Annotated in this window: 7 protein-coding genes; 1 reads left to right on the forward strand and 6 read right to left on the reverse strand. The window is 62.4% G+C overall.

The window, feature by feature from the left end; all coding sequences use genetic code 11:
* Positions 1–226: 226 nt before the first annotated feature.
* Both Y706_RS23085 and Y706_RS28585 read right to left on the reverse strand, forming a co-directional pair.
* Complete coding sequence (locus tag Y706_RS23085; protein WP_043434218.1) at positions 227–538, reverse strand: helix-turn-helix domain-containing protein; 312 nt, start codon at positions 536–538, stop codon at positions 227–229.
* A gap of 2006 nt (positions 539–2544) precedes the next feature.
* Positions 2545–2703 carry a hypothetical protein gene (locus tag Y706_RS28585; RefSeq protein WP_156945042.1) on the reverse strand — a complete coding sequence of 53 codons (159 nt, stop codon included), beginning with the start codon at positions 2701–2703 and terminating at the stop codon, positions 2545–2547.
* A 328-nt stretch (positions 2704–3031) separates the two neighbouring features.
* On the opposite strand from Y706_RS28585, the gene Y706_RS0102065 reads away from it, so the two are divergent.
* The gene (locus Y706_RS0102065) at positions 3032–3214 is read left to right on the forward strand and encodes a hypothetical protein (protein ID WP_028275279.1); all 183 of its coding nucleotides are present in this window, start codon (positions 3032–3034) and stop codon (positions 3212–3214) included.
* Between the two features lie 834 nt (positions 3215–4048).
* Here the strand turns inward: Y706_RS0102065 and Y706_RS0102075 are convergent.
* The 4 genes from Y706_RS0102075 to Y706_RS29070 all read right to left on the reverse strand — a co-directional run.
* Positions 4049–4264, reverse strand: coding sequence for a hypothetical protein (locus tag Y706_RS0102075; RefSeq protein ID WP_028275281.1), 216 nt, complete (start codon positions 4262–4264; stop codon positions 4049–4051).
* A gap of 1136 nt (positions 4265–5400) precedes the next feature.
* Positions 5401–6099, reverse strand: coding sequence for an HNH endonuclease family protein (locus Y706_RS28590; RefSeq protein ID WP_043434220.1), 699 nt, complete (start codon positions 6097–6099; stop codon positions 5401–5403).
* A 1221-nt stretch (positions 6100–7320) separates the two neighbouring features.
* Entirely contained in the window at positions 7321–7524 is a 204-nt protein-coding gene (locus Y706_RS0102095) for a hypothetical protein (protein WP_028275285.1), read from the reverse strand.
* A 189-nt stretch (positions 7525–7713) separates the two neighbouring features.
* Positions 7714–7973, reverse strand: a 260-nt coding sequence (locus Y706_RS29070) for a hypothetical protein (protein WP_028275286.1), incomplete at its 5' end; no start/stop codon positions are given.

Consider the following 7973-nt stretch of genomic DNA (forward strand, 5'->3'; position numbering starts at 1 on the left):
GTCAAGGTCACCGGGTCCAAGTCCGGCTTCACGACCTTCTCCAGGACCTCGGCGCCAACATCAGTAGTAGCCAAATAGGGCGGTGTTCATAGACGGAGCACAAACCGACCGAGGAATCCCCGCCACCATCCGCACCGGCGAGGGAGGTCAAAGGGAAAGTGCCCAGGACGCCGACGATTGGGACCGCGCCATACCGTTGCCTCCGACCTGAAGCCTGCATAGCGGGCTACCCGCCCATGGGTCGCCGACCGCCTCGGTATGGGGAAACCTTCGCGGCTGAATCTGGCGAGAGTAGAAGCTCGGTGATGGGAACTTCAAGCACGTCGGCGATATCCCAAAGGCGCTCGTAGGCCACGCTTTTCTTGCCCCACTCGATGCCGATGATCATGTTGCGGCTCAACCCGGACTCCAGTGCCAAAGCTTCCTGGGAGAGCGCCTGGTCAAGGCGGAGCTCTCGTATTCGCGCCCCGACCATCGCCCTGCGGGCAGCCCAGCGAAGAGTCTGCTCCTCGGAAGACTGGTGGGGGCGAGTGGGCATGAATCAATGCCAACGAAAAATGTCAGCCTTGTCTGCTCCACTAGTGATACATGAAACTCCAGAAAAGAAGAGTGGAGACAATGAAGTCAACAAATGCGGAGGATCTCAGTGGCGGGCGGGAGACGCCGGGCGACGGCTCTGGCGCGCAGGCCCGTCTAGCGGGCGCCATAGACGAGGTGAGACCACTGGGACCACGCGCATGTTCCGGCCCCGGCCGGGAGGGCCAACCGCTCTGCGGGAAGCCGACGGAGTCGAGAAGCTCCGACCTGTGCGTTTCGCACAACCTCCAGCGAAAGAAACATGGGGCCCTGCAGCCGTTGAGGACCAGGACGTCCAAATCCACGTGCGTAGGCCCGGGCCAGAATGATGACGTTTGTGGTCGCCGCGTCTCCAGTCGCCCTGTGGGCCAGGACGAGGGCTTCTGTAGGACCCATAGCGCGCAGCTAAAAAGCCGCGGCTTCATGGGGCCCATAGAGCTGCGGCTACCGCCGTTACCAGACTTATGCAATGGCCCTGGCCGTGAAGGCGATGAGCTTTGCGGCCGCGCCGCCGAGGACCGGGACACCTTCCTCTGCTCCGCGCACGCCCGACAGCAGAAGAAGAACGGCGTCCTCAAGCGGATCCGGAGGGTCAATACCCCGGACGGTCCATGCGTGGGCCCCGGGTCAGACGGCGCCCTGTGCGGCCGCTCTCTGCAGAACAAGACCCTTGGTCTCTGCGGCGGTCATTTGGCGCAGCATCGCAAGGGGCAAGATCTGAAGCCACTGAAGCTGGTGCGGAAGAGCGGTGAGGTTACCCGGTGCGGATTCTCGGGATGTCGCTATAACGACGCTCCGAGCGGTGAGGGCTATTGCCATCACCATTGGCGGCAACTCCAGAACGGTCAGCCCCTCACTCAATTGACTGCGAAGCCAAACCGTGGAAAATCGGTACTTGACCGTGACCCGTCCGGAAACAAGCTCTGCAACACATGCGATAAGTGGAAGCCCACAGCCGACTTCAGCATGTCGTCTTCAGCTTCCGATCGACTGAACTACCTGTGCCGGCGATGCCAGGCCTCCAACAGATTGAAGGCCAAATACGGCATCGACCTTGACCACTACGAGGCCCTGCTGCATTCGCAGAACGGATGTTGCGCAATCTGCCCCGCGCTGCTGCCAATCGGCCGCCGTCTCGCAGTTGATCATGACCATAGGTGCTGCCCGGGCGCAGCTTCATGCGGGAACTGTATCCGGGGCCTACTTTGCCCCAACTGCAACCGGGCACTCGGGCTGCTGCAAGAGAACAGCGAGATCATAATGCGCGCAGCACAATACGTCAGGTTCAACTCAGCCGTGATAGCCGCCATTGCGTGAGCAGCAGCACAGGGATCCTCGACACGATCCGCTAGAACCCGCCCGTTCTTGACGATGGGGCGACGTGGCCCGCAACGTCAACATGGTGGACGAAATCCTCCACTTAAGCGGTGGTGGGGTGGTATCGGCATAAGTCACGCGGTAGCAGGCGGCCGCTCGGGCCAGGGCCAGGACTTGCGCATGGTCGTTCGCGCCAAATCGACAGCACGGCCTCTCCAGGGCCTTTCAGACCCAGGACATGCTTCAGAGCGTCAAAGGAAAACAGCACAGGGCCGCCGATGGGCCCTCCAGCGCAGACCAGGAAGTCCCCCACCATGCCGAAGTGGTCGTTGAACTTTCCCTCGGGGTCCGAATTGTCAGGTCGGCCAGGAGATCGTCCTCGCCTTCCAGATGGAGAAATTCAGCAGGTGACCCGAGGCTCGTCCTCGTCGTCGAAGTCAACGGCGCCGGAGCCCTCCTCGGTGATGCACGCCCACCCTCTTGCTTTGACCCGATCGAAGCGGCGTAGGGCCCGACTGGTCTCGTTGCCTTTGTCCCGGTGGACAGGGTCTCCAGCGCCTTGGTTTCAAACGCGAGGGTAGTCATGCCGGACGATGCGCGAGACCCCGCACACGCAACGACGCCCGGCGGTGCTGTCTCGGTGCGTTCGCGCTAGGCGGCTTTGTGTTCGAGCGTCGCGCGAATCTTGACTGCCTCCGGCAGTCCGTCCCGGCGTGGGCCAGCCACATTGACCCGGACCTGGACCGGCCCGACGTCGGACGCTCTGGCGATCCGCGCTGCGAAGCTTTCGGCGCCCTGGGTCCTGATCATTTCCGGCTCCTGCGGCGGCTCTCGACTCTCCGTCAAGACCGAAAAAACTCCATGAAACCACCATCAAAATTCTCACCACAAGCCTTCCCGTGCCACGCCCGACCGCGTGGACGTACCTGTGGACAGAAATTCCTAAAAAAGTTTTGTGTCCATGTCCCGATGAGACTGTGTCCCCAGTTCAGACGCTTTTTTGAACGGAAAGATTTTAGTTTTCCACAGGGTAGGCCACAGGCTGTCCACAGGTATCAACAGCTAGACCACAGGTTATCCACAGGAGCTGGCTTCCCGAAGATGGGGAATCCTCCGTCTTGCGGCTAGCTTCTTGGATATGGACTTCTTCGCTTTCATCAACGGCTTCCTCGCCTGGAGCCAGACGCCCCTGGGTGCAAACATAGTCGGGCCGCTGGTGGTGGTCCTGGCCACCGCTGCTGGCATCTTCGTCATTAAGTTCACCCGCTCCTTCCCGGATAGGTTCGACCGGTGGTTGAAGCGGAGGGTGGGTCTGATGTGAACCAGCCCCACGTCTCTCCACGCAAGTTCACTTTGCTTCGACTCCTGGCAGCATCAAAACCGGAGCGACCCGGACCCGGTGCTTCCACTCCTGGACGTTGCGGATCAGCCACTGCTGCAGACGGAGTGGCGAGTTCGGACGCGACGGCCCACTCCGGGACCTTCGGGCCTAACCGTCGGGTGTCACGCTTGGTCCTGTGCTCTGTCAGCAGGACCGCAACCCCGCAGCGCTCGCCAGCGGCAAGCCGACGAAGCCAGGACCCCGCCGACCTCGCCGTTGTCGTTCTCCGGCCTGCCAGCGATTGCCAGAGCAGCACCGAGGCTGTCCACCACGCGTTGGGAGTTGGTGCACCTACGTCTCTTGGCACAGGGCACGGTTGCCGGTCAGGCTCACCCGGACAGGCGTCCCGGCGAGGCTTCCCAGTCATCGCGTACGGCCAGCGCCTCTAGCGCCCCTCTGCGCCAGTCGGTCAGTGCCGTTCGGAGTGGGCCATCGTCGTGGCCGTGGCTGCCCAGGCTACGAGGGAGATCGGCATCCTGGGACTTCTGTACGTGTAGAAGCCCCACCTCGGCCCTTGACTGCCGCAGGTACATGGAGTTGGAGTCGTCCTGCCTAATGTGGATGCAGGCATAATAATCGCTATGGAAGAGCGGCCGGTTCGTCGCTGTACTATGCACTCACGAATGCTTTGCGGGCCATTCCGGTAGCATCCGCGCATGCAAACAGCTGCAAGGCCCGCTCAGCCAAGGCACTCAAGAAGGACAAGGATCTCGGTCCGTTGGACGCGTCGAGCCGGAATTCCGCCGCGCACATGATAATTCGCCGAAGGTCGGTTTACGTGGCCCGCACGGGCGAAGTCTTCTCCCCGGCCTGGTGCTTGACCGTCGGAACTGTCTGGATCGAAACCCGGGCGGAATCCTCGTCGGAGCAGACGCCGGCGCCGGTGCCCGCCGGCGCTGCGAATCCTACAACGAGCCGTTGCAGGAGTAACTCGGGTAACGACTCCAGGTCAGCAAAACCGGAATTGACTCCGGCCAGTCGCGCGCTCATCGAGCGTCTTGATAGCAGTTCCGGAGCGCAGCCCCCAGTGGCCGTTCGCGTGAATAATGGTCGCCCGGTGCTGGGGTACTCCGGATGCCTTGAGACCGATAACCACGACGTCGATATCGACGTCCATATCCTTGTCGAGATGAACTACAACGCCGCTCAGCAGACGACCGGCGGCCCCGTGGTGCTCGCGGACGCCGATCTTTTCGCGGGGACCCTCAGCTCATGCCTGCCGCCTGATGGCGTGGCGGGTTGGTCCAACGGGTGGGGTGACCCCCACCCGACCTGTTCTCCCCGCCCCGCGCGTGATAGCGCCTACGGTCGCGTACGAGTTCAAAAGCAACCGTAATAGGTTGCTAACCTGGAATCAGCCGACTGGGGATTTCGATCGGGCGCAGCGACGGCATGGTTTTGAGCCTTGGGACGGAACACCTTACCCGTCGGATCCCGGCGGGGCTGTGCTACTTCCATGTAGACCCCCGGCCCGGCGGCCCGCATTTGCCGCAGCTACCTGCATGTCAAAGTTCTCCTGCCACAGGAACAGCTCGCGGCGGGCAGCAGCCCGGCGTCCGCCGGACCACTTGCGCACGTAGCCAGGCGCCGCCGGCTTCGGATTAGGGGCCGCTACGGCGTTCGGGCTCGTCAGCGGCTCCAGTTTGAACTCTTTCGGCTTATGGAAGGCTATGAGCATCAAAAGCGCGCTAATGCCGAGCAAATAGCAAAGTCCTACGCCGACCACCGTAAAGAACGATTCCATGGCCAAACATAACTTCTAGACGGACCAGCACGGAAGGGGCCGACCTTGCCGACGAGAGTCGCCTGAGCGGTGGACGTCACTGGGGCGCTGCCCAGACTAAGGCCGACCATGATCGAGATAGAGCTCACTGCTGCCACCAGTGACAGTGACTTAGACCCATGGGCAACCGCGCCCATGCGGGGACACCGCGTTTCCGTGGTACCGGCAGGTGCGGCGGCGGCTCGTTGTACTGCACGTGGGTGGCTGGCGGCTGCCGCGGAACTGGCACCGGTGGCTCAGACATATCTTGAACCCCACTTTCTGATGGTCACATCATCAGCGGCCAGACGAACACTTGCCCGGGCAGAAGAGCTGGAAGTGCCATTCGGCGGTCCGGACTTCGCTACGGCCTCGAGGGGAACAGATCGCCCACCGATGGGAATGCGTTGGGACCGGGGTGGTTCGAAACAGGTTGACCATCCAGTCCATAGGCGAACGGTTCGCCTCCGGGTTCTGCTCTTCCGATGGGCAGCCCGTTCAACATCGCCCACAGCGTGACTCGCGGGTGCATGTGCGGGATCTTACTGAGATCCACCAGTACCGCTTCGGTATCGTCTGCTGCCCGCCGGTGTTCAAGTTCGCTGTTGCGGCGCTGAGTCATGGGCATCAGGTGATCGGGTCGAACACACAAAGAACTACGGCAGACGTGATCCAGCGTCAAGCCGGATCTGTGACCGCCAACAAAGTTGCCGTAGGAGAACCGATGAGCGAGCCAGTCATTGTTGCCGATGCTGATGAGACCGTAACCCGGGCGCAGCTCGCCGTCGAAGCCCGGCGAGGCCTTGTTGCGCCGGCCGGTCCAAGGCCAACACCCAAACAGGCGGTCAAGGCCGGACCGGGCGGGCAAGATCTGGGATCGGAATTTATCCAGTGTCCGACCGATCGCCTCCGGCGTGCGCAGGGGTTCCTTCAGCAGCAGAGGCTCATGCATCCGGCAGTACCCCTGGCGGGAATGGCCCGACTGCAACCTTGCACCGCAGCCGTCAGCGCTGCACTGAGGCTTCTTCCGCTGCTCGCGGCGGTAGTGCTTCGCATAATCCATTGGCATAGTGCGGTCGCGGCCGCTGATGCCGGGGAAGTGTGCTGATGCAAGTGATGCAGCTCCGCCCGTACAATGCCTTCGGCCTTGCCATTTTCGCGCCTCACTTTGTCCTATATAACTGCGCCGAACCGTCGTGCCGCGCCGCGGCGCACCCGCCTAATCAAGGGATCATGAAGCCGATTGGCCCCCTCGAACCGGAAAGAGTTAGGGCATCCGGGGCATACGGTGATGGCTGTGGGCGCCGGTAGTCCAAGCCCTGCGTAGCCCCAGCGGAGCAGGGAACGTGTCGGCCGAAGCGCTCTTCGCGTTTCTGGGCGGACAGGTCATATCGGCTCCTGGCGAGACAGCCTTCGGCCTCGATCATGGCCGCCACTAGCACTTCCTTGCCGGTCGGCCAACCTTCCTCAGCACCGAACAGGAGAGCCTCCGGGCTGTTCTGGAGCACCTCCAAAAGCGCCCTTCTTGACGCTGTCAGGCGACGACCAACTCCGGGCGCCATTGGTCTGTGCCGTTGTCGGAAATGCCTGGCCCAAGGCCGCTAAAGAGCCGTTCCGGGGTGAACCGAGGAGAAGAACGGGGCGCCGCGGCGAGGAGAGTGGGACCGCCAAAACCCCGCGGCTCCGTGGCAGGGAAGTTGTCGACAATCTGCTGGCACTCGTGACAGGGGGATCGATCCGGGAGAATCCCAACTGGTGGCCCCCGGGCCGCCCGGGCTGCGCCGGGGTGGCCGAGTCCCAGACGCCCAAAGCGGCGTTTCGTCGTATCAAAAATTCTCGCTTTACAGAGGGTTTCAACAGGGTCCTGCGCGCTCCGCGACATGGTATTTTTCATGGTCACCTCGGGTTCCTAATCGGGTTGGTCGTGATCGGCACTGGGCTATGCAACCGATCGTGGAATTCGGCGGAGCGGTGCCACGCTCCGCCGATGACGTTGCTCTTGAGGCAAGGGTCATCGGATTACTGGACCAGGCAAGTTCGGGTCAGGTCTGGTGCCGCCCTTTCTTCGGGCGGGGCAATGGCCTTGCCCCAAAGGCAAGGTCATCCCCCGCCTCCGCCCGTCGACGGCGTCGGACGTACACGCTCGGGAAGGCGCATGCCAACTGAGGTAGAACAGACAAGGGGGTAGGAAGGTGCAGACTTTGTCGCGGTGCCACTTGCGAATTTCCGGGGCACCCACGGAGCGACTTTCCATGGGTACCCCGCGGTTACTGCAGCAGGGTCTTTAGCTCTCCGCGGGCGAACCGCCGACTTCGTCGTCGGTATCTCGTATCCACGGCGGAGGCTCCGGCGCCGCCTCGGCAAGGCTGGGAGTCCGGGCATCTTCAACGGTGGGAATGGTAATCGTGTAGATAATCGACTTATTGAAGCGCCGTTCCTCGCACAGGTAGCCCTTCGATTCTGCCGTGCCGGCGTGCGTGGAAACCACGGGCTCGGACAGCCCTTGTGGCCTTCGCGAGCCTCTTCACGGAGGGCCACGCCTTGCCCGTGTTGTCGGCGAAGGTGGCGAGATCCCAGCACGTGGCGCGGACGCCACGGACAAGGTCGGATTCAGCGATGGCTTTGTTGTACTGCAACGGACGCGACGGCGTACTCAAAATCGTGCTCGGGATCACTTTCACAGCCCTGCTGCCGGAATCAGGAGCGACCACCCATAGGGCCAGCCAAACCGGTCGTCGATGTTGCGGGTGAGGTATCCCTCCAATTCGAGTTCTGACATGATCTCAAACACCGCGAGATCCCTCCTGTTGCGCCCGAGGGCGGCATTGATCCATTGCCAGTTGGTGAACGACACGCGACCGACGCCAACCGACCGGGACAACACCGTTGCCACCGCGGACGCGTCGGAAGGCAAGCTGCCGTCGTTGTGGATTGTCT

This window comes from Arthrobacter sp. I3 (genome assembly GCF_000520575.1).
Classification (GTDB): Bacteria; Actinomycetota; Actinomycetes; order Actinomycetales; family Micrococcaceae; genus Arthrobacter; species Arthrobacter humicola_A.

Excerpts from the sequence above, each read along its gene's own strand:
- Y706_RS0102065 (WP_028275279.1), top strand. The coding sequence starts at position 3,032 with ATGGACTTCTTCGCTTTCATCAACGGCTTCCTCGCCTGGAGCCAGACG.
- Y706_RS0102075 (WP_028275281.1), bottom strand. The coding sequence starts at position 4,264 with ATGAGCGCGCGACTGGCCGGAGTCAATTCCGGTTTTGCTGACCTGGAG.
- Y706_RS28585 (WP_156945042.1), bottom strand. The coding sequence starts at position 2,703 with ATGATCAGGACCCAGGGCGCCGAAAGCTTCGCAGCGCGGATCGCCAGA.
- Y706_RS28590 (WP_043434220.1), bottom strand. The coding sequence starts at position 6,099 with ATGGATTATGCGAAGCACTACCGCCGCGAGCAGCGGAAGAAGCCTCAG.
- Y706_RS23085 (WP_043434218.1), bottom strand. The coding sequence starts at position 538 with ATGCCCACTCGCCCCCACCAGTCTTCCGAGGAGCAGACTCTTCGCTGG.